General features: G+C 71.3%; 23 protein-coding genes. 16 read left to right on the forward strand and 7 right to left on the reverse strand.

The genetic code is table 11. The features are described 5' to 3' along the window. Nucleotides 1–41 precede the first annotated feature (41 nt). Nucleotides 42–977 (reverse strand): EamA family transporter, encoded by a 936-nt coding sequence (locus ACFYRX_RS39180; RefSeq protein ID WP_389110907.1) that lies wholly within the window; start codon nt 975–977, stop codon nt 42–44. 134 nt (nt 978–1,111) lie between these two features. Between ACFYRX_RS39180 and ACFYRX_RS39185 the strand changes: the two genes are divergently transcribed. Then, nucleotides 1,112–1,621 carry a MarR family winged helix-turn-helix transcriptional regulator gene (locus ACFYRX_RS39185; protein WP_389110910.1) on the forward strand — a complete coding sequence of 170 codons (510 nt, stop codon included), beginning with the start codon at nt 1,112–1,114 and terminating at the stop codon, nt 1,619–1,621. Here the strand turns inward: ACFYRX_RS39185 and ACFYRX_RS39190 are convergent. After that, nucleotides 1,618–3,066 carry an FAD-dependent monooxygenase gene (locus tag ACFYRX_RS39190; protein WP_389110912.1) on the reverse strand — a complete coding sequence of 483 codons (1,449 nt, stop codon included), beginning with the start codon at nt 3,064–3,066 and terminating at the stop codon, nt 1,618–1,620. The two genes, ACFYRX_RS39185 and ACFYRX_RS39190, sit on opposite strands and share 4 nt — an antisense overlap. Before the next feature lie 127 nt (nt 3,067–3,193). Between ACFYRX_RS39190 and ACFYRX_RS39195 the strand changes: the two genes are divergently transcribed. Further along, entirely contained in the window at nt 3,194–3,847 is a 654-nt protein-coding gene (locus tag ACFYRX_RS39195) for a TetR family transcriptional regulator (RefSeq protein WP_389110915.1), read from the forward strand. 124 nt (nt 3,848–3,971) lie between these two features. On the opposite strand, the gene ACFYRX_RS39200 is transcribed toward ACFYRX_RS39195, so the two are convergent. The 3 genes from ACFYRX_RS39200 to ACFYRX_RS39210 all read right to left on the reverse strand — a co-directional run bounded on the left by ACFYRX_RS39200 (nt 3,972) and on the right by ACFYRX_RS39210 (nt 6,665). Then, a complete protein-coding gene (locus ACFYRX_RS39200) occupies nt 3,972–4,247 on the reverse strand; it encodes a hypothetical protein (RefSeq protein WP_389110917.1) in 276 nt (91 codons plus the stop codon). Between the two features lie 150 nt (nt 4,248–4,397). After that, a complete protein-coding gene (gene malQ / locus ACFYRX_RS39205) occupies nt 4,398–6,452 on the reverse strand; it encodes a 4-alpha-glucanotransferase (protein ID WP_389110919.1) in 2,055 nt (684 codons plus the stop codon). Continuing rightward, complete coding sequence (locus ACFYRX_RS39210; protein WP_079141323.1) at nt 6,453–6,665, reverse strand: hypothetical protein; 213 nt, start codon at nt 6,663–6,665, stop codon at nt 6,453–6,455. Nucleotides 6,666–6,874: 209 nt separating this feature from the next. Between ACFYRX_RS39210 and ACFYRX_RS39215 the strand changes: the two genes are divergently transcribed. Genes ACFYRX_RS39215 through ACFYRX_RS39225 form a run of 3 tightly spaced genes read left to right on the forward strand, consistent with a single transcriptional unit; the run spans nt 6,875 to nt 9,482 of the window. Further along, nucleotides 6,875–7,408: a PadR family transcriptional regulator gene (locus tag ACFYRX_RS39215; protein ID WP_389110922.1), complete on the forward strand. Its 534-nt coding sequence runs from the start codon at nt 6,875–6,877 to the stop codon at nt 7,406–7,408. Next, on the forward strand, nt 7,405–8,103 hold the full coding sequence (locus ACFYRX_RS39220; RefSeq protein WP_389110925.1) for an ABC transporter ATP-binding protein: 699 nt from the start codon (nt 7,405–7,407) through the stop codon (nt 8,101–8,103). Before ACFYRX_RS39215 ends, ACFYRX_RS39220 begins: the two co-directional genes overlap by 4 nt. Nucleotides 8,104–8,141: 38 nt before the next feature. Continuing rightward, nucleotides 8,142–9,482: an FtsX-like permease family protein gene (locus tag ACFYRX_RS39225; RefSeq protein WP_389111328.1), complete on the forward strand. Its 1,341-nt coding sequence runs from the start codon at nt 8,142–8,144 to the stop codon at nt 9,480–9,482. Nucleotides 9,483–9,578: 96 nt separating this feature from the next. Here the strand turns inward: ACFYRX_RS39225 and ACFYRX_RS39230 are convergent, their stop codons facing one another. Next, a complete protein-coding gene (locus ACFYRX_RS39230) occupies nt 9,579–10,115 on the reverse strand; it encodes an HNH endonuclease (protein ID WP_389110926.1) in 537 nt (178 codons plus the stop codon). A gap of 281 nt (nt 10,116–10,396) precedes the next feature. On the opposite strand from ACFYRX_RS39230, the gene ACFYRX_RS39235 reads away from it, so the two are divergent. The 8 genes from ACFYRX_RS39235 to ACFYRX_RS39270 all read left to right on the forward strand — a co-directional run bounded on the left by ACFYRX_RS39235 (nt 10,397) and on the right by ACFYRX_RS39270 (nt 19,335). After that, nucleotides 10,397–11,494 (forward strand): mechanosensitive ion channel family protein, encoded by a 1,098-nt coding sequence (locus ACFYRX_RS39235; protein WP_389110929.1) that lies wholly within the window; start codon nt 10,397–10,399, stop codon nt 11,492–11,494. Between the two features lie 149 nt (nt 11,495–11,643). Next, nucleotides 11,644–12,477 (forward strand): hypothetical protein, encoded by an 834-nt coding sequence (locus ACFYRX_RS39240; RefSeq protein ID WP_389110932.1) that lies wholly within the window; start codon nt 11,644–11,646, stop codon nt 12,475–12,477. A gap of 196 nt (nt 12,478–12,673) precedes the next feature. Beyond that, a complete protein-coding gene (locus tag ACFYRX_RS39245) occupies nt 12,674–13,867 on the forward strand; it encodes an ROK family protein (RefSeq protein WP_389110934.1) in 1,194 nt (397 codons plus the stop codon). Between the two features lie 49 nt (nt 13,868–13,916). Further along, nucleotides 13,917–15,260, forward strand: coding sequence for an ABC transporter substrate-binding protein (locus ACFYRX_RS39250; protein WP_389110937.1), 1,344 nt, complete (start codon nt 13,917–13,919; stop codon nt 15,258–15,260). Between the two features lie 2 nt (nt 15,261–15,262). Continuing rightward, nucleotides 15,263–16,204: a carbohydrate ABC transporter permease gene (locus ACFYRX_RS39255; RefSeq protein ID WP_389110940.1), complete on the forward strand. Its 942-nt coding sequence runs from the start codon at nt 15,263–15,265 to the stop codon at nt 16,202–16,204. Nucleotides 16,205–16,206: 2 nt separating this feature from the next. Beyond that, nucleotides 16,207–17,100 carry a carbohydrate ABC transporter permease gene (locus ACFYRX_RS39260; protein ID WP_389110942.1) on the forward strand — a complete coding sequence of 298 codons (894 nt, stop codon included), beginning with the start codon at nt 16,207–16,209 and terminating at the stop codon, nt 17,098–17,100. 7 nt (nt 17,101–17,107) lie between these two features. Next, the gene (locus ACFYRX_RS39265) at nt 17,108–18,373 is read left to right on the forward strand and encodes a 6-phospho-beta-glucosidase (RefSeq protein WP_389110944.1); all 1,266 of its coding nucleotides are present in this window, start codon (nt 17,108–17,110) and stop codon (nt 18,371–18,373) included. After that, nucleotides 18,364–19,335, forward strand: coding sequence for an N-acetylglucosamine kinase (locus ACFYRX_RS39270; protein WP_389110947.1), 972 nt, complete (start codon nt 18,364–18,366; stop codon nt 19,333–19,335). Before ACFYRX_RS39265 ends, ACFYRX_RS39270 begins: the two co-directional genes overlap by 10 nt. Here ACFYRX_RS39270 and ACFYRX_RS39275 read toward each other — a convergent pair. Next, the gene (locus ACFYRX_RS39275) at nt 19,323–19,892 is read right to left on the reverse strand and encodes an AAA family ATPase (RefSeq protein WP_389111331.1); all 570 of its coding nucleotides are present in this window, start codon (nt 19,890–19,892) and stop codon (nt 19,323–19,325) included. The genes ACFYRX_RS39270 and ACFYRX_RS39275 overlap by 13 nt on opposite strands. A gap of 270 nt (nt 19,893–20,162) precedes the next feature. On the opposite strand from ACFYRX_RS39275, the gene ACFYRX_RS39280 reads away from it, so the two are divergent. Genes ACFYRX_RS39280 through ACFYRX_RS39290 form a run of 3 tightly spaced genes read left to right on the forward strand, consistent with a single transcriptional unit; the run spans nt 20,163 to nt 24,044 of the window. After that, the gene (locus ACFYRX_RS39280) at nt 20,163–21,578 is read left to right on the forward strand and encodes a hypothetical protein (protein ID WP_389110950.1); all 1,416 of its coding nucleotides are present in this window, start codon (nt 20,163–20,165) and stop codon (nt 21,576–21,578) included. A 14-nt stretch (nt 21,579–21,592) separates the two neighbouring features. Then, a complete protein-coding gene (locus tag ACFYRX_RS39285; RefSeq protein ID WP_389110952.1) occupies nt 21,593–22,657 on the forward strand; it encodes a glutamate ABC transporter substrate-binding protein in 1,065 nt (354 codons plus the stop codon). A gap of 55 nt (nt 22,658–22,712) precedes the next feature. Beyond that, nucleotides 22,713–24,044: a hypothetical protein gene (locus ACFYRX_RS39290; protein WP_389110955.1), complete on the forward strand. Its 1,332-nt coding sequence runs from the start codon at nt 22,713–22,715 to the stop codon at nt 24,042–24,044. Nucleotides 24,045–24,047: the final 3 nt, after the last annotated feature.

Below are 24,047 nucleotides of genomic sequence, written 5' to 3' on the forward strand. Positions count from 1 at the left end.
AGCGCCTCCGGCACCCGGCCGGGGTGCGCCGGTGTGCACCCCTACCGTCGCAGCGCCGGTCCGGTGAGACCCGGGGAATCCTGTCGACGATTCCCTCCAACAGCGGCGGTCGGCCCCTGGGCTGGTGGCCGTACCCCCAGCTGCCCCGCCACCGTGGCCCCGAACGCGACCGCCATGCCCACCAGTTGTACGGGAGTCAGCGACTGTCCGAGTGCCGCCCAGCCGACGACCGCGGCGGTGAGCGGGGACAGCGGGCCGAGGAAGGTGACCTGGGTGGCGGTGAGGCGGCCGATGCCGCGGAACCAGAGCCAGTACGCGACCGCGGTGTTCGCCAGCGCGAGGTAGAGGTAGCCGCCGACCGCACGGCCGTCGAGTGCGGGCGGGGCGCCCTCGACGAGGAGGGCGAGGGGCGCGATGAGCAGGCCGCCGGCGGTGAGCTGCCACGCGGTGAGGGCGAGCGGGCCCACACCCTCGGGGCGGCCCCAGCGTTTGGTCAGCACGGTGCCGGTGGACATCGAGGCGGCGGAGGCGAACGCCGCCAGCACGCCGACGACGTCGAGGGCGCCGGCGGCCTGCAGTACGACCAGGCTGACGCCGAACGCGGCCACGAGACCGGTGAGCACGCTCCGGGCCGTGGGCCGCTGTCCCAGCAGTACCGCCGACAGCCCCACGACGATCAGCGGCCCGACCGATCCGACGACCGCGGCCATTCCGCCCGGCAGCCGGTACGCCGACAGGAACAGCAGCGGGAAGAAGGCCCCGATGTTCAGCGCCCCGAGTACGGCCGCCTTCACCCACCACACCCCTCGCGGCAGCACCCGGGCGAGCGCGAGCAGCACCAGCCCGGCGGGCAGGGCACGCATCATCCCGGTGAACAGGGGCCGGTCGGCGGGGAGGAACTCGGTGGTGACGGCATAGGTGGTGCCCCAGGAGACGGGGGCGAGGGCGGTCAGGAGGACGGTCATGGAACGGTTCATGATCGAGGCCCTTCGTACGGCTGTCCCATGACTCCCTCTCATCGTTAGCTTGGCAGAAAGTAGCTTACACCTAAGCTACTTTTCCGCAAGCTACTTTCTTGCGGGCGACCGGTTCACCACGGATACTGCGGCATATGAGTGCACAGCGTGAGGATGCCGTCGACGCGATCATCGACCAGTGGGCGGCCGCGCGGCCCGACCTCGACACGAAGGCCATGGAGGTCTTCGGCCGGATCTACCGTCTCGCCCGCGCGATGGGCGACCGTACGGAGAAGGTGTACGCCCCCTACGGCATCTCACACGGCGAGTTCGACGTCCTCGCCACCCTCCGCCGGTCCGGCGCCCCGTACACCCTGTCCCCCCGCCAGCTCTCGTCGACCCTGATGCTCACCACCGGCGGCATGACGGGCCGCCTCGACAAACTGGAACGCGCCGCCCTCCTGCGCCGCTCCCCCGACCCCCACGACCGCCGCGGTCTCCAAGTGACCCTGACGGAAAAGGGGTTGGGCGTCATCGACGAGGCCGTCGGCGCGGGTCTGGTCGCCCAGACCCAGGCCCTGTCCTCCCTCGACGACCAACAGGCCGACCAACTGGCCGACCTGTTGCGGGTGTTGCTCGCGGGAACCCAGGAACCAGGGCGCTAGCGGCCCACGTGGGCGGTCAGCGCCGCCTCCACGGCCGCCGCGTCCGCGCTGTCCGCCGCCCACGCCACATACCCGTCGGGCCGCACCAGGACGGTCGTACGGCGGGCGCTCGCCCAGTTCTCCACCGTGAGGCGGTCCTTGCGGCCGCTCTGGTCGTCGTGGACGTCATGGCCCGCGGGGGTGATCAGGACGAACCGCCCGCCGCGCAGGGCCTCGTAGAGGCGGGTGCCGTCGGCCAGGGCCAGGTCCGGGGTGCGGGTGCCGGTCAGGGGGTGGGAGCCGCGGGGTGCCGCGTACTTGTAGCCGATGCCGGTGAGCCGGCCGAGCATCCTGCGGCGGGCCGGAGCCACATGGTCCAGGACGGCGGTCAGGGCTGCGCGCAGGGCCAGTTCCCACGGGCGCTTGGCCATCGCCAGCCGGACGATGCCACCGCTGCTGCGCAGGACCGACCTGCCCACGGGGTGGCGTTCCGACTGATAGGTGTCGAGGAGCGCCGGAGCGGCGTGTCCGTTGACCACCTGGGCCAGCTTCCAGCCGAGGTTCGCCGCGTCCTGGAGACCGGTGTTCATGCCCTGGCCGCCCGCCGGGGTGTGGACGTGGGCGGCGTCACCGGCGAGGAAGACGCGGCCCACCCGGTAGGCGGGGGCCTGGCGTTCGTCGCTGTGGAAGCGGGACATCCAGCGGGCGTCGTGCATGCCGAAGTCGCGGCCCAGCGCGAGCCGGGTGACCTCCTTGATCTCGTCGAGCTCCAGGGGCTCGCTGTCGGAGACGTCGTGGGCGCGGTTCCAGGCGATCACCCGGTGGTAGCCGTCACCGAAGGGCGCGATGAAGGCGAAGGCGTCGCCCACCGTGTCGACGGTGAGCAGGGTCCCGGGCTGCTCGGCGAGGCGGACGTCCGCGAGGACGACGGAGCGGATGACCGAGCGGCCGGGGAAGGGCAGGCCGATCGCGTCGCGCACGGCGCTGCGCATGCCGTCGGCGCCCACGACGTACGCGGCGCGGAGTGCGTCCGCGGTCCCGCCGGGGCCCCTGACCTCCAGCGTCACGCCGTCCTCCTCCTGGGACAGTCCCGTCACCTCGGTCTCGTACCGGAAGTCGACGCCCGCTTCCACCGCCCGTCGCTCCAGGGCCTGCTCGACCTCGTACTGCGGGAGGACCAGGAGGTGGGCGAAGCGGGAGGGGAGGCCGGTGAGGTCGACGGTGAGGCGGCCGAACAGGCGCAGTTTGTCCAGGCGTTGACCGGCCGCCTCCAGGTCGTCGGCGAGAGCTCGGGCGTCGAGCTGCTCAAGGGTGCGGGCGTGCAGGACGAAGGCCCGGGAAAGGTTGCTGATCTTGTGCGGGCGCCTCTCGACGAGGGTGACGGGGACGCCGGCGGTCGCCAGGTCACCGGCCAGGAGAAGGCCGGTGGGGCCGGAGCCGACCACGATCACGGGTGTGGCGTTCATGGTGACCTCCTGCTGTCAACGCTTGTTGGCCAACGACTGTTTGCCAACGCTTGTTGACGAAGGTACGGCGACTCCGACAAGGCGTCAACACTTGTTGGCCTACAGTTGTTGGCCTACGCTTGTTGGCATGAACGGCAGCAACGGCAGCAACGGCAGTCACAGTGGGAGCAAGAGCAGCGGCACGGAACCCCGGGCCGACGACCGGACCGACGACCGGGCCGACACCCCGCGGCGCCGCTCCGACATCACCCGCGACGCGATCCTCACCGCGGCCCGCGAGCGCTTCGCCGCCGACGGCTACGAGCGGGCCACCATCCGTGCCATCGCCAAGGACGCGAGCATCGATCCGTCGATGGTGATGCGCTACTACGGCAACAAGGAGGGTCTGTTCGCGGCGGCCGTCTCCGTCGACCTGAGGCTGCCGGAGCCCGGCTCACTGCCGCGGGACGAGGTCGGCCGGGCGCTCGTGTCGCACTTCCTCGACATGTGGGAGGAGAACGAGGTGCTCACCGCGCTCCTGCGGGTCGGCGCGACCAATCAGGCGGGGGCCGAGCGCATGCAGGGCATCTTCCGGGAGCAAGTGATGCCGGTCACCCTGCGGGTGTGTCCGGATCCGGAACAGGCGCCGGCGCGGGCCGCGCTGGCCGCCACCCAGTTGCTGGGGCTGGCGCTGACCCGGTACGTACTGCGGTTTCCGCCGACCGTGGCGCTGGCCCGTGAGGAGATCGTGGCGTGGCTGGCCCCGACGCTCCAGCGGTATCTCACGGCGCCGAGCCCCTGACCGGGCGGACCGCCGAGCCCCGGGCCCGGCCGCGGGAGCCGGGACATGCCGAGGGCGCCGGCCCCGCCCGCGTACGGCTGGTGCGCGTACGTGTGGCGGGGGCGGCGCCCCGGCGGAAGTGAGATCAGGCCTTCGAGGCGGCCTTGGCCTTGCTCTTGGGGGCGAGCACGCGGTGCTCCGCCTTGGACTTGTCCAGGACCATCACCAGGCCGGCGATGACCCCGAACAGCACGAGCGGGGCCACGACGAAGAGACCGAGCGTGTCGATGACGCTCAGACCCGTGCCGGGGTCGTCGCCGTCGTCGCGGGTCAGCGCCGAGGCGGGGACCGACATGAGCAGCATCATCAGCGTCGTACCGGCAGCCAGGGCGCCGGCGCGCAGGGCGTTCTTCTTGTCCACGGGGCCAAAGTATCCAACGTCGGTTCGGGGCGCGCGGCCGGGGTGCCGTATGAGGTGCGGGTGGGTTGTGTGGCCCACAGGCGCGGGGCCGTATCGATACACGCCCGTCCACGGCTCCGGCCGTCCGCCGGCATACCGACCACTCCGCCCCTACGGCGCCCGCAGCACCTCCACCAACGCATGCAACCGAGCCGAAGCCGCCAGGTCCTCCAACGTCATCACCCGCCCCTCCCCGTCCGCGATCGGCAGCCGCCAGTTCGGGTACTGGTCCCACGTCCCCGGCAGGTTCTGCGGCCGCCGGTCCCCCACCGTGTCCGGGAGCCAGATGCCCACCATCCGGGACGGGGTGCGCAGCAGGAACCGGTGGACGGCCTGGATCTGGGCCTCCTCCGAGGACGGGTCGGCGCCGCCGCCGGTGCCGTGCAGGAGGCCGAGGCGGGCCAGCAGCTCCAGCCACTCCCCCGCGTCCGCCGCCGCCTCCGCGCGTTCCTCGTCCAGCGGGCGGGTCAACAGGCCGAGGCTGTCCCGGAGTTCGACGTGCTCCCCGGTGAGGCGGGAGGCCGTGGACGGCAGGTCGTGCGTGGTCGCGGTCGCCAGGCAGTCCGCGCGCCAGCGTTCGGGGGGCAGGGGGCGGCCGTCGCCCTCCCAGTCCCGCTCGAACCACAGCACGGACGTCCCGAGCACCCCGCGCTCGCGCAGCACCTCACGCACGCCGGGTTCGACCGTCCCCAGGTCCTCGCCGATCACCACCGCCCCGGCCCGCGAGGCCTCCAGGACGAGAACGGCGAGCATGGCCTCGGCGTCGTAGCGGACGTAGGTGCCCTCCGTGGGAGGGTGCCCCTGCGGGACCCACCAGAGCCGGAACAGGCCCATGACGTGGTCGATGCGCAGCGCGCCGGCATAGCGGAAGAGGGCCCTCAGCAGCTGCCGGTACGGCTCGTACCCCGACTCGGCCAGCCGGTCGGGGCGCCAGGGGGGCAGCCCCCAGTCCTGGCCGCGCGCGTTGAAGGCGTCCGGCGGTGCGCCCACGGACATGCCCGGCGCGAAGTACGCCTGCTGCGCCCACGCGTCCGCGCCCCCGGGGTGCACACCGACCGCGAGGTCGTGGACGACGCCGACGGCCATCCCGGCCTCCCGGGCCGCGCGCTGGGCGGCGGTGAGCTGGCTCTCGGTGAGCCAGGCGAGACGGCAGTGGAAGTCGACGCGGTCCAGCGACTCGGCGCGGGCGCGGGCCGTTTCGGCGGAGCGGGGGTCGCGGAGGCCGGCCGGCCAGCGGCTCGGGTCCGGGCCGTGCAGCTCCGCCAGCGCGCACCAGGTCGCGTGGTCCTCGAGCGCTTCGCCGCCCTCGGCGAGATAGTCGGCGTAGGCGGCGCGGCGGCCGGGTCCGAGCGGGACCTCGCGGACGAGTTCCAGCGCCTCCCGCTTCAGCTCCCACACCGCGTCCCGGTCGATCAACGCGCCTTTGTGCAGCACCGATTCCCGCAGCCGCTCGGCGCGCTCACGCAGGGCCTCGAGCCGGTCGGTGTCCGTGACCTGGGTGTACTCGGGGATGTCCTCGATCCGCAGGTGCACCGGGTCGGGGAAGCGGCGTGAGGAGGGCCGGTAGGGGGAGGGGTCGGTGGGGGCGCCTGGCACGGCCGCGTGCAGCGGGTTGACCTGGACGAAGCCGGCGCCGAGGGCACGGCCTGCCCAGGAGGTCAGTTCGGCGAGGTCGCCGAGGTCGCCCATGCCCCAGGAGCGGTGCGAGAGCAGGGAGTAGAGCTGGACGAGGAGTCCGTACGACCGCCCCGGCGGCGCGGGCAGCCGGGGCGGGGCCACGATCAGGTGGGCGTCGTCGATGCGGCCGTCGGGGGCGGTGACGGTCAACCGGTGGACACCGTGCGGGAGTTGGTCGACCGTGGCGCGGGTCTCGCCCTGTTCCGTCTCGATGCGCAGTCGGGTGCCCTCCGGCAGGGCGGCGGCGAACTCGGGCGGGCTGCCACTCCAGCACACCACCGTGGGCGGCAGCAGGCGTTCGCCCAGCTCACGTTCGCGGGCCGCGAGCGCGGCGGCCGGGTCGGCCGCGTCGACGCCCAGTGCGGCAAGCGCCAGCGTGACGGCGGTGGCCGAGGCGGCGACCGTACGGTCCGGGGCGGGCTGGTAAGAGGTGGCGACGCCGTACGACTCGGCGAGCCGGGACAGCTCCGGTCCGGGGGGCACCGCCATCTAGGGCTCCAGGTAGGCGTCGGACTCACTGGTCAGGGGGGCGGCATCGGCGAGCGGCGGTTCACTGGTGAGGGGTTCGGCGTCGGGCAGAGGTGGTTCGCTGGTGAGCGGGGTCTCGGTGCAGGCGCCCTCGGCGCTGAAGACACAGAAGTGCTCAGCGGGCGCCTCGGGTTTGGACAGGGCCGGGAGCAGAAGGGGTGCCGATGCGGCCACGGGGGCCTCCTTGTCGAGTACGACGACGGGGGTTACCGCAGCCCTACCCAGCGGACGCGGCGGCAGACGTACCGGAGAGGAGAACGTGCTCTTCGTCATGTTCCGCGTCTCCGCCGTTCCCGTCCACCGATCGGCCGCCGCTCACCCCTCCTGGGTCGTCCACAGCTCACTATTCACTCAGTACATATACATGGTGCATACTGATCGGCATGAGCACCCGCCACATTCTGCTGGGGCTGCTCGCCGGGGGGCCCAGCCATGGCTACGACCTCAAGCGACGCCACGACGACCGTTTCCCGCAGGCCCGTCCGCTGGCCTACGGGCAGGTCTACACGACCCTGCAACGCCTGGTGCGGGACGGTCTCGCGGAGATCGACGGCACCGACTCCGACGGCGGCCCGGAGCGCACCAAGTACCGCTCGACCGACGAGGGGGCGCGTGAACTGGCCGAGTGGGCCGGGCAGATCGCGCCGCCCGCGCCCTTCGTGACGAACGAGATCTTCGCCAAGGTCGTCGTCTCGATCCTGGCCGGCGGCGACCCGGACGCCTACCTGCTGGCCCAGCGCGCCGCCCACATGGCCCGGATGCGGGAACTCACGGCGGTCAAGACCGCCGCGACGTCCGACCTGGCGACCGTGCTCTCGGCGGACTACGCCCTCAACCACCTCGACGCCGACCTCCGCTGGATGACGACCACCGCGGCCCGGCTCACGACTCTGACCGCGGAGGTCGACCCGGCATGACCGACAACGGGGACAGCACGACGCACCTCCTGCAGGGGCGCGGTCTCGTCAAGGCGTACGGCAGGACGGAGGCCCTGCGCGGTGCCTCCGCCTGGCTGGACGCCGGCGAGATCCTCGCCGTCACCGGTACCAGCGGCAGCGGGAAGTCGACACTGCTGCACTGCCTGGCCGGGATCGTCCGTCCGGACACCGGCTCGGTGTCCTACGGCGGTGAGCGCCTCGACCAGTTGTCCGAGAAGCGGCTGAGCGAGCTGCGCCGGACGGAGTTCGGCGTGGTCTTCCAGTTCGGGCAGCTGATCCCCGAGCTGACCGCGCTGGACAACGTGGCGCTGCCGCTGCTGCTGGCGGGAGCCTCCCGGACGGAGTCCCACGCGCGGGCCGGTGAGTGGCTGGAGCGGTTCGGGGTGCGGGGCCAGGCCGGTCTCCGGCCCGGCGAGATGAGCGGCGGCCAGGCCCAGCGGATCGCGCTGGCCCGGGCCCTGATCACCGGTCCGAAGGTCGTCTTCGCGGACGAGCCGACGGGCGCGCTGGACTCCCTGGCGAGCGAGCAGGTCATGACGGTCCTGGTCCACACGGCCCGCGAGTCGGGCACGGCGGTCCTGCTGATCACCCACGACGCCCAGGTGGCGGCGTACGCGGACCGTGAGGTGCGGATGGACGACGGGGCCGTGCTCCCGGCGGAGGTGGCGGCGTGACGGGCGACCTGAGAGTGCGTCCCGGGGCCGACCTCCGGATGGCGTGGCTGCTCACCCGTGGTTCCGACCGGCGGGAGTGGTGGCGGATCGGGCTCACGGCGTTCGGGGCGGCGCTCGCGACCGGCCTCGGGCTGGCGGCCGTCGCGCTGAACTCGCTGGACGGGTACTACTCCGTGCCCTTCGGGTCCGGGCTGCTCAACTCCTCGAGCGACCGCCGCAACGTCGGCCTCGTGCTGGTGATGCTGCTCGTCCCGGTGCTCGGGTTCCTCGGGCAGTGCGCGCGTGTCGGCGCGGTGCACCGGGACCGGCGGCTGGCCGCGCTGCGGCTCGCGGGGGCCGGTCCGTGGCAGGTGCGGCGGATCGCGGCACTGGAGTCGGGGCCGGCCTGTCTGGCGGGTTCGGTGGCGGCCACGGCGGTCCTGGTGCCGGTGATGCTGCACGTGTGGGAGCGGCCCGGCGCGGTCGCCTGGGCCGGCATCGGCCTGGTCACCGCGGCCGTCCCGCTGCTGGGCGCGGCCGTGAGCACGCTGTCGCTGCGGCGGGTGGTGGCCTCGCCGCTGGGCTGGGTACGGCGGGTGCGGCCCGTGTGGGGGCCGGGCCGTGTCCTGCGCGTGGTGGTCTGCCTGCTCGGGGCCACGGCGCTGTTCGTCGGCCTGTCGTCGCTCTTCGGCGGGCCCGTCGAGGTCGCCCTCGGCCCGCCGACGGTGTTCGCCGTCGTCCTGGTCGTCGGCGCCGCGACGGTGTCGCTTGCCGGTACGGCGGCCCGGCGGCTGGGCGGGACCCTGGCCGCCCGCGCCCAGAGCCCGGCGCTGCTGATCGCGGCGGAACGGCTGCGGGACGATCCCTGGGCGGCGGCCCGTACGCATGCCTCGGTGCTGCTGGTGACGGTCGTGGGCGCCGGTTTCGTGGGGGTGCGGGAGGCGCTGCTCGACACCCTGCACACCATGCGCCGCGAGGGAACGCTGGGCACGCGCATGAGTTACTACACGACCGGCATCGACCTGACGGCAGCCGCGATCCTCGTCGCCCTCGCGCTGGTCCTGACGGGACTGGCCGTCGGCACCGTGGAGTCCCTGGCGACCCGGCGCCGGGGCCTGGCCGCGCAGGTGGCCGCCGGGGTGCCGTACGGGGTGCTGGCGAGGGCGCTGCTCCTGGAGACCGCGCTGCCGCTGGCGCCGGCGGTTCTGCTGGCGGGGGTCGGTGGCACGGGGATCGGCGTCTGGTACGCCGCCCTGGCCTCCCGGGGCACGGCGACGGGGTTCCCGTACGCGACCCTCCTGGTCCCCCTCGCGGTGTACGCCGCCTGCCTCCTGGCCGCCGCGACCTCGCTGCCCCTGCTGCGCCGCTCGGTCCGTCCGGCGGAGCTGCGGTACGCGTGAGCATGCCCGCATGACTGTCCGGTCCCGGAGGAACGGGGGTCCTCCGGGACCGGACCCACGCCGCTGTGTGCGGCAACACGAAGGCCCGGATCGTCGTCAGGCTGAGATGCCGTCGATCCGGGCCATGGCGTCCTCCGCGCCGTAGGGCTGCAGGTACGGCAGCCAGCGCGGGTCCCTGTGCCCGGTGCCGATGATGCGCCAGGCCAGACCGGTGGGTGGAGCGGGTTTGTGGCGCAGACGCCAGCCGATCTCGAACAGGTGCCGGTCGGCCTTGACGTGGTTGCAGCGACGGCAGGACGCCACCACGTTGTCCCAGACGTGCTTGCCCCCGCGGCTGCGCGGAATGACATGGTCGACGCTGGTTGCGACGCCACCGCAGTACATGCACCGGCCCCCGTCGCGCGCGAAGAGCGCCCTGCGGGTGAGCGGTACGGGCCCTCGATAGGGAACCCGGACGAATCGCTTGAGCCGGACCACGCTGGGTGCGGGGAGTGTGACGGTCGCGCTGTGCATGAAGGCGCCGGATTCCTCCAGGGAGACCGCTTTGTTCTCCAGGACGAGGATGAGAGCGCGGCGGAGCGGTACGACGCCGAGGGGCTCGTACGACGCGTTGAGTACCAGGACATGCGGCACGGATGCCTCCTTGGGCGTCGGCGGCGCGTGGCTCGCGCCGGGACGATCTGAGGTCAGTGTCCCCTCTCGGCCGGGAGAAACGCCACCATCTCCCGGTAACGGGCTGAGAGTGTTTTCGACCACACGTACCTGCATTCCCAGGTGAGGAGCGTCTCTCCCCTGAACATTGCAACGATCCCCACACGATGCACCGTTAGTGTGGTGTGCCTGTCCTACCGGTGACCTTTTCGTGACCTTGACCGCCCGGCCGGAGGGCAGAGCAGCACCTGGAGGTACCTGCCGTGTCCTTGTCCGCCGTCCTACTGGCCGCGAGTCCGTCGCCGTCGCCGTCCCCCTCGGACACCTCGACGCCGGTCGTGCCGAGTCTCCAGGACGCCCAGGAGAGCGCGACGAACGCCGCCGGCTGGGTCGAGCAGAACTGGTCGACCTGGCTGGCGATCGGTCTCAGGGTCCTGTTGATCCTGGTGATCGCCGGGGTGCTCAGAATGTTCGTGCGGCGGGCCATCACCAAGCTGATAGACCGGATGAACCGGACCGCCCAGGCGGTCGACGGCACCGCGATCGGCGGTCTGCTCGTCAACAACGAGCGGCGCCGTCAGCGCTCGCAGGCCATCGGCTCGGTGCTGCGCTCGGTGGCGAGCTTCATCATCATGGGCACGGCCGCCCTGATGGTCCTCGGCGCCTTCGAGATCAACCTGGCCCCGCTGCTGGCGTCGGCCGGTGTCGCGGGTGTGGCGATCGGTTTCGGCGCCCGCAACCTCGTCACGGACTTCCTCTCCGGCGTCTTCATGATCCTCGAGGACCAGTACGGCGTCGGCGACACCATCGACGCGGGCGTGGCCTCAGGCGAGGTCATCGAGGTGGGCCTCAGGGTGACCAAGCTGCGCGGCGCCCAGGGCGAGATCTGGTACGTCCGCAACGGCGAGGTCAAGCGCATCGGCAACCTCTCCCAGGGCTGGGCGACGGCCGGCGTGGACGTGACCGTGCCGGCCTCCGAGAGCCTCGACAAGGTGAAGCGGGTGCTGGGCGAGGTCGCCGAGAAGATGAGCAAGGAGGAGCCCTGGAACGAGCTCCTGTGGGGTCCCATCGAGGTCCTCGGCCTGGACAGTGTCCTGCTGGACTCCATGGTCGTGCGCGTGTCCGCGAAGACGATGCCCGGCAAGGCCCTCACGGTCGAGCGCGAGCTGCGCTGGCGCATCAAGCACGCCTTCGACGTGGCCGACATCCGGATCGTCGGCGGGGCGACCGTCCCGGCGGGCGAGGAGGGCACCGACCCGACCGAGGCGGTCGCGGCCCCCTCGGTCTTCTCCAACTCCGAGTCCACGCAGTCCGCGGCGGCCACCCCGATCGCGTCGACACCGCGGTCTCCGGCGCGGTAGGCGCCCGCGAGGGCCCCGGACGCATTCTCACCACCTTCACACGAACCGCGCATACCGTCCACAGGCGTGATCATCTAGCCTCACCCTCACGACGGGCCCTTGTTCTGGAGCTCAATGCCCAGGGGCCCGTTTCGAATGTGGGGAAACACATGAGGAAGCTCGCCATAGGCGCCGCCGTGTCCGGCGCCCTGGCCCTGACCGGACTGATCGCGCCCGCCGCCTCGGCGGCCGACACGCCGGACCTGGTCTTCTCCGGCGTCACCGTGAACAACGGCAAGGCGATCGTCGCCGGCACCACCGCCACCGTGAAGGTGCCGGTGACCTACACCATGGTCCACCCGGCCGACCTGACGATCGACTACGAGAACGACCTCGCGGGCGTCATGCTCTACAGGGGCACGCTCAAGTCGATGCAGAACGAGATCGAGCCCGACCTCATGCCCTCCTGCACCTCGACCACGACGGACAACACCGTCACCGAGTCGTGCAAGGAGACGCTGACGATCGACCCCGAGGACTACCTCTACTCGGCCTCGGACGCCACCACCTGGAAGGCGGGCGGCTTCTACAGCACGAGCGAGCGGGACGACGACGGCTCCGACGGCCACATCGGCTTCGGCTTCCACTTCGACGCCTGGGGTCCGCTCGGCAGCGTCCAGGTCAAGCGCGCCGCCAAGGTCACCGCCGACGCCTCGCCCGAACCGGTGAAGAAGGGCAGGACCATCACGGTCACCGGCAAGCTGAGCCGGGCCGACTGGGCGAAGTCCACGTACACCGGGTACGTCTCCCAGAAGGCCACCCTCCAGTTCCGCGCCAAGGGCTCCAGCACCTACAGCGCGGTCAAGACGGTGACCTCCGGCACCGGTGGCGCGCTCAGGGCGACGACCACGGCGTCCAAGGACGGGTACTACCGCTACATCTTCGCGGGCACGTCCACGACCGGCGCCGCCACGGCCGCCGGCGACTACATCGACGTTCGCTAGGTCCACCGAAGCCCCACCCGCACCACCCCGACCGCCCCCGCAGGTAACGACTCCGTTTCCTGCGGGGGCGGTTTGTTCTTCCCCTCTTGACTCCCTGGTGGTCCAGACCTATGTTCCGTGCATCTGGTAGGAAACCTTCCTAACAGTTCTGTTTCTCTAGAGTCGTCTTTTCCCTGTAGTCACGGAGAGGGGCACCATGGCAGGCACACCACGCACGCTCCGCGCCATGAACGACCGTGCCGCGCTCGACCTCCTGCTGGAGCACGGCCCCCTCTCCCGTACCCGGATCGGCAAGCTCACCGGCCTCTCCAAGCCGACCGCCTCCCAGCTCCTGGCCCGCCTGGAGGCGTCGGGACTCGTCCTCGCCACCGGTACCACCGAGGGCAGGCCGGGCCCCAACGCCCAGCTGTACGAGGTCGACCCGGCCGCCGCGTACGCCGCCGGGCTCGACGTCACTCCCGAGCGGATCCTCGCCGCGGTCGCCGACATCACCGGCCGCACGGTGGGCTCCTACGAACTCCCGACCCCGGGACGGCGGCCCACCCAGCCCGTCGTCCGGCAGGTCACCGACGCCCTGGACGGCGCGGTGAAGGCGGCAGGCCTGGCCCGCGGCGACGTCCACCGGCTCGTCATCGGCACCCCCGGCGCCTTCGACCCCAACACCGGCCGACTGCGCTACGCCTCCCACCTCCCCGGCTGGCACACCCCGGCCCTCCTCGACGAACTCGCCGCCGCGCTGCCGATGCCGGTGGAGTACGAGAACGACGTCAACCTCGTCGCCGTGGCCGAACAGCGGCTGGGCGCGGCCCGCGGCCACGAGGACTTCGTGCTGCTGTGGAACGAGGGCGGCCTCGGTGCCGCCCTCGTCCTCGGCGGCAGACTGCACCGCGGCTGGACCGGAGGTGCGGGAGAGGTGGGTTTCCTTCCGGTTCCCGGAGCGCCTCTGGTGCGCCAGGTGACGAAAGCCAACAGTGGTGGCTACCAGGAGCTGGCCGGTTCCCAGGCCATCCCCCATCTCGCCCGCGAGCTCGGCATGACGGACATCCCCTCGGGGCCGTACGCCGAGTCCGCCGCCGCCCTTGTCGAGCGTGCCGCCACCGAGGACACCGTCCTGGGCCGGCTGCTCCTGGAGACCTACGCCACCCGGCTGGCCACCGGTCTCGCCTCCCTCGTCTCGGTCCTCGACCCCGAACTCGTCGTCCTCAGCGGTGCCTCACTGACCGCCGGCGGCGACACCCTGCGCACCCTCGTCCAGGACGAGCTGGAGGAACTCGCACCCTCCCGGCCCCGGCTGGTCGTCGGCGACGTCCGTGAACACCCCGTGCTGCAAGGCGCGCTGGAGAGCGCGCTGGCGGCCACCCGCGACGAGGTCTTCGACACCTCGCGCTGAGCCACCCCCCGACCTCACCGTCCCTTCCCGTCCCCTGGGAGACCCCGTCATGCGCACAGCCATACCCTCATCCGCCCGAAAAGCGGCCTTTGCCCTGACCGTGTCCGCCGTTCTCGTCACCACCGCCTGTACCGGCCAGTCCTCCTCCGGCGCCGACGACGACGCGTCGAAGGACACGACCATCAACTTCTGGCACGCCTGGAGCGCGGACTCCGAGGTGGCCGGAGTGAAGGCGCTGGTCGCCGGTTTCGAGAAGGCGCACCCCAACATCCACGTCAACGTCGTGGGCAACATGACCGACGACAAGATCAACCAGGCGCTGCGCACCGGCGGCGACAAGGCCCCGGACGTCATCTCGTCGTTCACCACGAACAACGTGGGCAAGTTCTGCTCCTCGGGCGCGCTGGTCGACCTGAACCCGTTCTTCAAGAAGTCGGGGATCGACCCGGACAAGACGTTCCCGGCCGCGATGAACCAGTACACGCAGTTCGACGGCGACCGCTGTGCCGCGCCGCTCCTTGGCGACGCCTACGGGCTCTACTACAACAAGACGGCGTTCGAGAAGGCCGGCATCACCGCACCGCCCAAGACGTGGTCGCAGTTCGAGGCCGATGCCAAGAAGCTGACGATCCCCCAGGGAGACTCGTACAAGCAGCTCGGGTTCATGCCGGACTACCACGGCTGGGAGACCACGACTGAGCACTACATGGGCCAGTTCTCGCCCACCTACTTCGACAAGTCGGGCAAGTCCACGGTCGCCACCGACCCGGCCGTCTCCGCCGCCTTCACCCTCCAGAAGAAGCTCGTCGACGAACTCGGCGGCTTCAAGAAGCTGGAGAAGTACCGTGCGGGGCTCGGCGACGAGTGGGGCCCCAAGCACCCCTTCCAGACCGGTCAGGTCGCCATGCAGCTGGACGGTGAGTGGCGCCTGGGCATGGCCGTGGACGCCAAGCCCGGCTTCGACATCGGCGTCGCCCCGCTGCCCGTCCCCGACGACCAGGCGGACCAGTACGGCAAGGGCTACATCACCGGCACCATCGCCGGCATCGCCGCCAACAGCACCAAGCAGAACGCGGCCTGGGAGTTCCTGAAGTACATCACCACGGACACGGACGCGGTGGTCGGCTTCTCCAACGCCATCCACAACGTGCCCTCGACGCTCGCGGCCCTGAAGTCCCCGAAGCTGAAGTACGACCCGCGTTTCAAGACCTTCCTCGACATCGCCGCGAACCCGGACTCGACGACCGCCCCGTCCTCGATCAACGGCGGCGTCTACCTCGTCACCGTCCAGGACCTCGGCTACGCCTACGAGAGCGGCAAGGTCACCGACCTCAAGAAGGGCCTCGCCGACGCGGCCAAGCAGATCGACACGGACATCGCGCAGGCGAAGTAGCGATGAGCACCGTCACCCTGGCATCCAAGCGCCGCCGGTCGGCGCTGCGGAACCTCGCCTTCATGTCGCCCTGGTTGATCGGCTTCGCGGTGTTCTTCGCGTACCCGCTGATCTCGACGGTCTACTTCTCGTTCATGCACTACGACGGCTTCAAGCCGCCGACCTGGAGCGGGACGAAGAACTGGACCTACGTCTTCGAGCACTACCCCTTCTTCTGGCCCGCCCTGCGCAACACCCTGTGGCTCGTCGTGATCATGGTCAGCCTCCGGGTCGTCTTCGGCCTCGGCATCGGCATGCTCATCACGAAGATCAAGACCGGCACGGGGGTCTTCCGGACCCTCTTCTACCTGCCCTACCTGGCCCCGCCCGTGGCCGCCACCATGGCCTTCGCGTTTCTGCTGAACCCCGGTACGGGACCGGTCAACTCGATCCTGGAGAAGGTCGGCATCCCGGCGCCGGGCTGGTTCAACGACCCCACCTGGTCCAAGCCCGCCCTCACCCTGCTCGCCCTGTGGGGCATCGGCGACCTGATGGTCATCTTCATGGCCGCGCTGCTCGACGTGCCGCAGGAGCAGTACGAGGCGGCGGAGCTGGACGGGGCGTCGGCGTGGCAGCGGTTCCGGTATGTAACCCTTCCCAACATCTCGCCGATCGTGATGTTCGCCGTCGTCACGGGCGTGATCCAGACGATGCAGTACTACACACAGCCGTTGATCGCCGGGAAGGTCGCCTCCGGGGTGATCCAGGGCGCGGGTACGCAGTTCGAGCCCGGCTACCCGGACAAGTCCACGCTGACCCTCCCCCAGCTCGTCTACAACCTCGGCTTCCAGCGCTTCGACTACGGCTCCGCGTGTGTCGTCGCCCTCGTCCTCTTCGCCCTGTCGATGGTGTTCACCGCGTTCCTGATGCGGCGCCGGGGCGGTCTCATCCAGGCAGGTGACTGACCATGACCCAAGTACTGGAACGACCGGTGGAGTTGAAGACGCCGGCCTCGCCCGCCGAGCGCACCGCCCGGCGCAAGGCGCTGCTGGAGTGGGTCGCTATCCACTCCCTCGGCCTCGCCGCCGCCCTCTTCTTCACGCTGCCCTTCGTGTTCGTGTTCCTGACCTCGCTGATGAGCGACTCCCAGGCCCTCAGCCGCGATCTGATCCCGCACACCTGGGAGTGGGGCAACTACCGGCGGGTCTTCGACACCCCGGGCTTTCTGACCTGGTGGCGCAACACGCTCATCTACGCGGGACTGGGAACAGTCCTTACGGTCGTGTCGTCGGTCCCGGTCGCCTACGCGCTCGCCAAGTTCCGCTTCCGGGGCCGCAATCTGTCCCTGATGCTGGTGATCTCGATGATGATGCTGCCGCCGCAGGTCGTCATCATCCCGATGTACCTGTTCTGGTCCAAGCAGCTCGACCTGTCGGGCACGCTGTGGCCGCTGATCATCCCGATGGCGTTCGGGGACGCGTTCTCGATCTTCCTGCTCAGGCAGTTCCTGATGACGATCCCGAACGAGTACGTGGACGCGGCGAAGGTCGACGGCTGCGGCGATCTGCGCACCCTGCTGAAGGTGGTCGTCCCCATGGCCAAGCCGGGCATCGCGGCTGTGGGTCTCTTCCAGTTCTTCTACGCCTGGAACGACTACTTCGGTCCGCAGATCTACGCCTCGGAGAACCAGAACGCCTGGACGCTCAGTTACGGCCTGGAGTCCTTCAAGGGCATGCACCACACCGACTGGAACCTCACCATGGCCGCGACCGTGCTGGTCATGGCCCCCGTGATCCTCGTGTTCTTCTTCGCCCAGAAGGCGTTCGTCGAGGGCGTCACGCTGACCGGAGTGAAGGGTTAGACACCGTATGAAACTCACCGTGGTCGGCGGAGGCTCGACCTACACCCCCGAACTCATCGACGGCTTCGCCCGTCTGCGGGACACCCTGCCCGTCGAGGAACTCGTCCTCGTCGATCCGGCCGCCGAACGCCTGGAACTGGTCGGCGGCCTCGCCCGGCGGATCTTCGCCAAGCAGGGCCACCCCGGCCGGATCACGACGACGGACGACCTGGACGCCGGCGTGGACGGCGCCGACGCGGTGCTCCTTCAGCTCCGCGTCGGCGGCCAGGCCGCCCGCGAGCAGGACGAGACCTGGCCGCTGGAGTGCGGCTGCGTCGGCCAGGAGACGACCGGCGCGGGCGGCCTCGCCAAGGCGCTGCGCACGGTCCCGGTCGTCCTCGACATCGCCGAACGGGTCCGCCGGACCAACCCGGACGCGTGGATCATCGACTTCACCAACCCGGTCGGGATCGTCACCCGTGCCCTGCTGCAGGCGGGCCACAAGGCGGTCGGGCTGTGCAACGTGGCGATCGGCTTCCAGCGGAAGTTCGCCGGACTGCTCGGCGTCACCCCCTCCGACGTCCATCTCGACCACGTGGGCCTCAACCACCTCACCTGGGAGACCGGCGTACGACTCGGCGGCCCCGAGGGCGAGGACGTGCTGCCCAGGCTGCTCACCGAGCACGGCGGGACGATCGCCGGAGACCTGCACCTGCCACGCCCGCTCCTCGACCTGCTCGGCGTGGTCCCGTCGTACTACCTGCGCTACTTCTACGCGCACGACGAGGTCGTACGGGAACTGCGCACCAAGCCGTCCCGGGCCGCCGAAGTGGCGGAGATGGAACGGCAGTTGCTGCGGATGTACGGCGATCCGGCCCTGGACGAGAAGCCGGAGCTGCTCGTCAAGCGGGGCGGCGCCTACTACTCGGAGGCGGCGGTCGACCTGGCCGCCGGGCTGCTCGGCGGCGGCGGAAACCCCTACCAGGTCGTCAACACCCTGAACCGGGGCACGCTGCCCTTCCTGCCCGACGACGCGGTGATCGAGGTGCAGGCGGCGGTGGGTCCCAAGGGGCCGACCCCGCTGGCGGTACCGGCCGTCGACCCGCTGTTCGCGGGCCTGATGGCGCAGGTCACGGCGTACGAGGACCTGGCGCTGACGGCCGCCCTGCGCGGGGGCCGCGACAGGGTCTCCAAGGCGCTCCTCGCCCATCCCCTGATCGGCCAGTACGAGTACGCCGAGGACCTCACCGACCGACTGATCGCACACAACCGGGAGCATCTCGCGTGGGCCTGACCGCATGCGTCCTCGCCGTCGACGCGGGCAACAGCAAGACCGACGTCGCGGTCGTGGCGGCCGACGGAAGCGTCCTCGCCACGGCCCGCGGCGACGGGTTCCGGCCGCCCGTGGTGGGCGTCGAGACAGCGGTGGACACCGTCGCCGACGCGGTGGAGCGGGCCTTCACCGCGGCCGGGGTGAGCTCGGTCGAGCACGTGTCGGCCTGTCTGGCCAACGCCGACTTCCCCGTCGAGGAGGAGCAGTTGGCGGCCGCACTGGACACGCGCGCGTGGGGCTCCGACGTCGAGGTCCGCAACGACACCTTCGCCATCCTGCGGGCGGGCGTCACCGAACCGCGCGGGGTCGCCGTGGTGTGCGGCGCGGGCATCAACTGCGTCGGCATGCGCCCCGACGGCCGTACCGCCCGCTTCCCCGCGCTCGGCCGGATCTCCGGCGACTGGGGCGGTGGCTGGGGGCTGGCCGAGGAGGCCCTGTGGCACGCGGCCCGTGCGGAGGACGGGCGGGGTGTCGGCACCGACCTCGCGCGCGTGCTGCCGCGGCACTTCGGCCTGCCGTCCATGTACGCCCTGATCGAGGCCCTGCACCTGGAGGACATCGCCCCCGCCCGCCGCCATGAACTGACGCCGGTCCTCTTCGCCACGGCCGCCGCCGGCGACCCGGTGGCCCGCTCCCTCGTCGACCGCCTCGCCGACGAGGTGGTGTCCATGGCGACGGTCGCACTGACCCGCCTCGACCTCCTCGACGAGGAGACCCCGGTACTGCTCGGCGGCAGCGTCCTGGCCGCCCGGCACCCCCAACTGGACGACGGCGTACGGGAACTCCTGGCCGACCGCGCTCCCAAGGCCGTACCCCGGGTGGTGACCGCCCGCCCGGTGCTGGGTGCCGCTCTGCTCGGCCTGGACCGGGCGGGGGCATCCCCGCGGGCGCAGGCGCGGGTGCGGGCGTACTACGAGACCTGAGCGAGCACCGCGTCGGCCAGCTCGGAGACGGACGTGTCCGTCCCGACGTCGACGCGGGCCAGGTCCAGCCGGTCGACGGCCGCCACCATGAGTGCCTGGTAACGCAGGCTCCGGGCCAGGAACTTGTCCATCAGCAGCCGCTCCTCCCGGGTCGCCTCGTCGTAGCGCCCGCCCGCACGGATCCGGGCGCGCAGGACCGTCTCGTCGGCGGTCAGCCACACCGCGGCGGCGTGCGGGGCGGCCAGGGTCGCGACCCGCTCCGGCCACAGCGCGGACCCTTCGAGAACCAGGCCCGGTCCGGTGGCGTCCGCGCCGACCAGCTCCTCGATGCGGGGCCACAGCCGCTCGTAGTGGGCGAGGACCGAATCGATCAACTCGTCGACGCCGAGCGTCGCGTAGTGCTCGGCCACATGCGGCGGCACCTCCCGCTCCGGCGTACGCCAGGGACGCCCCGGGTGTCTCGCCAGCAGATCCGTCGACCGGTACTCGAAGCCGAGCCGGCCGGCGAGGGCCTCGGCGAGCGTGGACTTACCGGTGTTCGACGTTCCGCCGATCATCACCACACGTACCTCGCGCACGGGGGCGACCCTACGCGCCCCCGAGGGAACCGAACCGATTCCCACGGCGTATTCATGGGCAAGGGGTGGTGCAGAACAGGCCGAACCGCCGCGGGTGTCCGCTGCGATCCGATCAAGATCCAGCCAAGGCCGGTGCGGATGTCAGTCCCGGCAGCGATACTTGCGGCGACGGATGACCATGGGGGAGGTCAAACAGTGACACACCCGCCGAAGAGCAGTGCGGCGCCACCGGGTTCCGGGGTGCCCACGATGCCGTCCGTACCGCCGCAGCCGGGGCCCCCGGACCCGGCCCCGCAGGCACCCCCGCCCGCCCAGGTGCCGGACCCGGTGCCCGCCCGTCGTACGGCCTTCGCCGAGGGCCTCGACCAGGTGCGCGCGGCCGCCACCACCGAGCCGGGCCGGCTGCGCATCATCGGCGCGGCGCTCGCCCTGCTCGTCGTCCTGTTCGGCGCGGTGACCGCCCTGCAGACCAACGACCGTGCCACCGCCGCGGACGACGTGCTCCACAAGAGCCAGCCGCTCAGCAGTGCCGCCGCCGACATATACCTGTACCTGGCCGACGCCAACACCACGGCCTCCAGCGGCTTCCTGGCAGGCGGCCAGGAGACGACCGGCTCCCGCGACCGGTACGAGAAGGACATCGACCGGGCCGCGGCCGGTCTGGTCAAGGCTGCCTCGAACTCCGACCCGGACTCCCCCGCGGCGAAGACCGTGGCCGAGCTCAACACCCTGCTGCCGGAGTACAAGGGCCTGGTGGAGCAGGCCCGTACGTACAACCGTCAGGGCTTCCCGGTCGGCGGCGCCTATCTGCGGTACGCCAACGAGAAGATGCAGGAGGAGATGCTCCCGAAGGCGCAGAACCTCTACACCAGCGAGAACCAGCGGCTGCGCGCCGACTACGCCGACGCCACGCCCTACCCGTGGGCCTCGATCGGCCTCGGCGTCCTCGCGCTCGCCGGTCTCGCCTGGGCGCAGCACCGCAACTACCGGCGCACCAACCGGATCCTCAACCACGGTCTGGTCGCGGCCACCGCGACGGCCACGGTGGTGCTGCTGTGGCTGGTCGTCGGCCACACCGTCGCCCGCGCGGGCCTCAACGACTCCTACGACCACGGGGTGCGCTCGCTCAACGTGCTGCACGACGCCCGGATCGCCTCCCTGAAGGCGCGGGGCAACGAGAACCTCACGCTGGTGGCCCGCGGCGCCGAGACGATCACGGTCAAGGACAAGCAGGGCAACGACGTCACCCACGACGCCTACGACTACGACTTCGACAAGGACATGGCCGCCCTCGGCAAGGGCCTGGCCCAGGCGTCGAAGCTCGCCGACGACAGCAGCGGCGAGAAGCCGGTGACCGCGGCCCAGGGCAACATGAAGGTGTGGAAGGAGCGCCACGGCCTGGCGCGCCAGCAGGACGACTTCGGCAACTACGAAGCGGCGTTGGACCGGATCATCGGCGACAAGGACGCGACGGGTGAGTGCTTCGACAGCGTCGACACCAACCTCTCCACGGCCCTGACCCACGAGGAGGCCGAGTTCCGGCGGTCGGCCGACGACGGCCTGGGCGCGATGACCGGACTGTCGGCGGGCGCCGCCGTCCTGGCCGTCCTGGGCGCGGCGGGCGCGGTGCTGGGCATCGGGCGCAGGCTGTCGGAGTACCGGTGAGAGGGGGAGTGACGATGACGACGCGAGCACGGGTACGGGCCGGTCTGAGGGGCTGGGGCGGCGTGGGGGCGATGACGGCCGTCTGCGCCCTGGTGCTCGCCTTCGCACTGCTGCTGCCGCTGAGCCGGTCGCAGGGCGACGGCAGTACGGGCACCGGCGGCCCGGGGCTGGCCCACGCCGAGCAGGCGGCGGGCGACAAGCCGTGCGACGATCCGGCGATCAAGGCGAATCCGGAGAGGCAGACGCTGTCCCCGTCGAGCGCGGACGGCCCGACCATCGACAAGATCAAGGCCCGCACCGGCGACAAGCGCAAGCTGATCGTCGGCGTCGACCAGAACAGCTACCGCTGGGGCTACCGCAACCCCAACGGCGGCCCCGGCGCCGACCTGGAGGGCTTCGACATCGACCTGGTGCACCGGATCGCCGAGGACATCCTCGGCGACCGGAACGCCGTCCAGTTCAAGGCGATCCCCACCAGCCAGCGCATCCCGGCCATACAGAAGGGCTGGGTCGACATGGTCGTCCGCACCATGACGATCAACTGCTCCCGGCTGGCCGACGTGGCGTTCTCCGCGCCGTACTTCAAGACCGGCCAGCAGGTCCTCGCCCCCAAGTCCTCCGGCATCACGGGCTACAACGCGACACTGGCGAAGAAGCGGGTCTGCACGGCGGAGGGCTCCACCGCGAACACCAAGCTGGTGGACGACAAGAGGGCGAAGACGCCGGCGGTCTCCTCCGCCGTCATCTACCCTCCCGTCCCCAACCAGCTCGACTGCCTGGTCAGGCTGCAGCTCGGCGAGGTCGACGCCGTGATCACCGACGGCGCGCTCGCCGCCAGCCAGGCCGCCCAGGACCCCACGGTCAAGCTCGAGGGCGCGCCCTTCACCACCGAGTACTACGGCGTGGCGATGAAGAGCGACGCCGACGACCTGGTCCGCCGGGTCAACCAGATCCTGGTGGACTACCGCAAGGACACCGACGGCTGGCAGGCCTCGTACGACAGGTGGCTGTCCGCCACACTGAACGAGGACCCGGCGAAGTCGGAGCCGCCGCCACCGCAGTACCTGCGCAAGAGCTGACGGACCGGCAAGGACAGCAACCACCCAGCAACCCTTCAGCAGCGAGAGGTGATCGATGGGCGTCACGGGACCCCCCGGGCCGGTGATGGACCGGGACGAGGTGGACCGTGCGCTGGCGCGGCTCGGCGCGGAGCACGAGGCGATCGAGACCTCGCTCCTCGCCCTCCAGGACCATGCGGGCCGCAGACTCCTCGAAGGCGCCGCCCTCACCGGCGTCACCAAGGAGCGCTGGAGCTCCGCCGACGCCTCGATCACCTTGCTGTGGGCCTACTTCGACGCATACGCGGACGCTCTGCGCTCCGCCCGCGAGATCCGCTCGCGCCGGCGCTGGTCCAGCCGCGAGGACCTGGTGGAGCTGACGGAGCTGCTGCGAGGCGAGGGGATCACCGTCGCGGGCTCGGCGACCGCCACGGCCAACGCGCCGACACTGCACGGCAGTTCGGGCAAGCTCAGCGAGCGGTTCTCGCTCGTGACGCTCGTCGAGCGGATGAACGAGCTGTACGCGACGAGCCTGGACATGGTCGTCGCCGCCGACGCGGTGTGGTCGGCGCTGCCCGCCCGGATAGACCTGCTGGCCGCCGAACTCCAGCGCACCCGCAGGCTCGCGCACTCGGTCGGCGTCCGCCCGGGAGAGCACCCGGCCGGCGACGACCTGGAGCGCATCACCCGCACGCTCACCTCGCTGCGCGAGCAGGTGATCTCCGACCCGCTCGCCTTCTGGCAGCGCGCGCAGGGCAGTTCGGCACCCGGCGGCGGCAGGCCCGACACCACGGCCTACGACCGTGAGGCACGCGCCCTGGACGACGTACGCCGGGAGATCGACGCGGTGCTCACCGTCCGCCAGGACGCGGAGGCCCGGCTGGTCAGGCTGCGGGACGTGCTCTCGCGCGCCGACCGCACCCTCGCCGAGGCGCGCACCGCGCGCGGCGAGGTCCTCGCGAAGATCGCCGCCACGGAGGTGCCGGTCGTCGGCGGGCCGCCGACCGTGCTGCAGGAGCAGCTGGCGACGGCCGCCGAGTACCGCAGACACGCCCAGTGGCACCGCCTGTCCCCGCTCCTGGAGTCCCTGGAGCAGAAGGCGGACGACGAACTGCTGCGCGCCCGCGAGTCGTTGACCGCGGTCACCCAGCCGCTCGCGGTCCGCGCGGAGCTGCGCGGCCGGCTCGACGCGTACAAGGCGAAGGTCGCCCGGCACGGCCTCGCCGAGGACCCGTTCCTGATCGAGCGGTACGACGCGGCCCGGCGGATGCTGTGGAGCGCGCCCTGCGACCTGCGGGTCGCCGAACAGACCGTGCTGCGCTACCAGCACGCGGTCGCCGAGCTGCTGGCCGCCCCTCGGGTGCCGCAGCAGAGCGGGCCCGAGGACCGTGGAGGGCCCGGAGCGTGAGTG

Source organism: Streptomyces sp. NPDC005374, from assembly GCF_042872225.1.
Lineage (GTDB): Bacteria > Actinomycetota > Actinomycetes > Streptomycetales > Streptomycetaceae > Streptomyces.